A 2766-nucleotide genomic window follows, 5' to 3' on the forward strand; every position below is an offset into this window, starting at 1 on the left:
TCCGGCGTCAACGCCGCCGCCAGACGCGTGGCGACCGGCAGCGTGTCGTCGCGCATCACTTCCGCCGCCGCCAGCACGGCCGCGCGCCCGGCTCCCGCCGGCACTCCGGCGGCCACCCGCTGCATCAGGTCGGCGCCCTCCTCCAGGACCAGGCCGACGTCGATGCCGGCCGGGACCTTGATGCGGGCGTGGTGGCGCCAGGTGGCGACCGGGTCGCTCCAGGCCTCGACGCGATAGCTCCACCGGCCCTCTGAGGTGGGCGTGACCTCCGCGCCCCACAGGTCGGTACCGGGGGCCAGTTCGCGCATCGGCGTCCACGGGCCGTGCGTGCCCTCCGGGTCGGTCAGGACGACGTTGGCCGCGACCGCGTCGTGGCCCTCACGGAAGACGGTCGCGGTGACCTCGAAGGTCTCACCCGCGACCGCCTTCGCCGGACGTCTTCCGCACTCCACGACCGGGCGGACATCACGCACCGGGATTCGGCCGATGGCCGGGATCGAACTCATGGGTCTCGCCTCCGCCGTGCTCAGGACCGGGCCGTTCGCCCGATCGGGGATTTCCAGCCGCGCCGGAAGGACCTGCCTCCCCGCGGGTCATGCCGGTCCGCCGGCGGCGGACCTCCGAACTAGGCGGTGCCCGCCCGGGGCCGCTCGTTCTGCTCGCCGAGGTAGGCGCCCAGGCTGCTGCGCAGATAGCGCTCGGCGGCGTCGGCGGCCTCGCGGGCACAGCGTTTGCCCATGAGCACGCACAGCGTGTAGCCGGAGTCCTCGAAGGTGGCCCGCACGGTGCGGTCGGTGGGGGAGGCGAGCATGACGCGCTCCCAGGCCCGGTACCGCCGCAGTTGCCGGGCCACTTCGGCTTTGGCCGGTAGCAGCATGACGCCGTTCACCTTCCGGGATGTGACAAGCACGGGCAGAGAGAGGTCTTCACACATGGTGCATGTATGGCCACGCAACGTCTTGTTGGGGCTTCAACAACGCGCTCGTGTTGCACGAATGGCGTACCGCTCTCACGCTTGAGGTGACTCAGAAGCGATCAGTGCTCACGCTCCGCGTTCGGTGGCCTCGTCCCGCCCGGGACGAGGAGGAGCGGGAGCTTCGCCGGTGAGGAGCCAACGAAGATGAAGACCGCAGTGCCCTGCTACTACCACCTCGACGTGGAAGTCAGTCCGGAGCGGGTCGGACAGGTCAGGCGCATCCTGGCCGCACACCTCAGGCTCTGGGACCTGGACACACTGGTCGAGCCGGTCTGCCGCGGCGCCGAGCTGCTGCTGAAGGCCATCGACGAACACGCCACGGACAAGAACACGTCGATCGAGTTGTGGTGGAACGGTCAGCACCTGATCACCGCCATCGGGGAGAACGACTGCGAACTGCGCCCGGACCAGGACCTGCGGGCCTGCCTGGAGCACATCGCCGTCATGAGCGACGGCTGGGGGTGCTGTGCCACCGACACCGGCTGCAAGGTCATCTGGTTCTCGCAGCGCGCCCGCGCCGGCGAACGTGTGCCGCTGGTCCCCGTGGCCCCCGCGCCCAGCCTGCGCGAGGTGCTGCAAGTGCCCCGCGAGGTTCCGGTCGCGGCTCTGGCGAGCGAGTCGGGCGGCGTGCTGGAGGCCGCCCGGTGACCGCGAAGCGCCGCCGCAAGGCAGGGGTGCCCGTGTGGAGCGGGCACCCCTACCCGTTGGGAGCGTCCTTCGACGGTGAGGGCACCAACTTCGCCCTCTTCAGCGAGGTCGCCGAACACGTCGAACTGGTCCTGGTCGAGGAGGACGGCGCCGAGCGCCGCGTCCCGATGACCGAGGTCGACGGCTTCGTCTGGCACTGCTACCTGCCGAAGACCGGTCCCGGGCAGCGCTACGGCTACCGGGTGCACGGTCCGTGGCAGCCCGAGCTGGGCCACCGGTGCAATCCGGCGAAGCTGCTCCTCGACCCGTACACCCGGGCCGTGGACGGCCAGGTCGACAACCACGCCTCGCTCTTCGAACGGGCGTCGCACGGCCGTTCCCGGGCCGACAGCGCCGGCCACACCATGCTCGGCGTGGTCACGGACGCGGCCTTCGACTGGGGTGACGACCGGCCGCCGCAGCATTCGTACGCCGAGACGGTCATCTACGAGGCCCACGTCCGCGGACTGACCCGCACCCACCCCGACGTCCCCGCCGAACTGCGCGGCACCTACGCCGGTCTCGCCCACCCCGCGGTCACCGAGCACCTGGCCTCGCTGGGCGTGACGGCCGTCGAACTGATGCCGGTGCACCAGTTCGTGCAGGACGGCGTGCTGCAGGACCGCGGCCTGTCCAACTACTGGGGCTACAACACGATCGGCTTCTTCGCCCCGCACAACGCCTACGCCGCCCACGGCACCCGCGGCCAGCAGGTCACCGAGTTCAAGGCGATGGTCAAGGCGCTGCACGCGGCCGGCCTCGAGGTGATCCTCGACGTCGTCTACAACCACACCGCCGAGGGCAACGAGAAGGGCCCCACCCTGTCCTTCCGAGGCATCGACAACGCCTCCTACTACCGCCTGGTGGACGGCGACTGGCGGCACTACTACGACACCACCGGCACCGGCAACAGCCTGCTGATGCGGCACCCGTACGTGCTGCAGCTGATCATGGACTCGCTGCGGTACTGGGTGACCGAGATGCACGTCGACGGATTCCGCTTCGACCTCGCGGCCACCCTGGCGCGGCAGTTCCACGAGGTGGACCGGCTGTCGGCGTTCTTCGACCTGATCCAGCAGGACCCGGTCATCAGCCGCGTGAAG

General features: G+C 70.3%; 4 protein-coding genes. 2 read left to right on the forward strand and 2 right to left on the reverse strand.

The window, feature by feature from the left end; genetic code table 11:
* Both M8J74_RS20265 and M8J74_RS20270 read right to left on the reverse strand, forming a co-directional pair.
* Positions 1-506, reverse strand: a 506-nt coding sequence (locus M8J74_RS20265; protein ID WP_249837781.1) for a maltotransferase domain-containing protein, incomplete at its 3' end; no start/stop codon positions are given.
* Positions 507-625: 119 nt separating this feature from the next.
* Positions 626-877 carry a DUF5133 domain-containing protein gene (locus M8J74_RS20270; RefSeq protein WP_058928620.1) on the reverse strand — a complete coding sequence of 84 codons (252 nt, stop codon included), beginning with the start codon at positions 875-877 and terminating at the stop codon, positions 626-628.
* Positions 878-1120: 243 nt separating this feature from the next.
* Between M8J74_RS20270 and M8J74_RS20275 the strand changes: the two genes are divergently transcribed.
* Both M8J74_RS20275 and M8J74_RS20280 read left to right on the forward strand, forming a co-directional pair.
* Positions 1121-1624 (forward strand): pep a2, encoded by a 504-nt coding sequence (locus M8J74_RS20275; protein ID WP_249837782.1) that lies wholly within the window; start codon positions 1121-1123, stop codon positions 1622-1624.
* 26 nt (positions 1625-1650) lie between these two features.
* Positions 1651-2766, forward strand: a 1116-nt coding sequence (locus M8J74_RS20280) for a glycogen debranching protein (RefSeq protein WP_372500217.1), incomplete at its 3' end; no start/stop codon positions are given.

Source organism: Streptomyces panaciradicis, from assembly GCF_023516615.1.
Lineage (GTDB): Bacteria > Actinomycetota > Actinomycetes > Streptomycetales > Streptomycetaceae > Streptomyces > Streptomyces panaciradicis.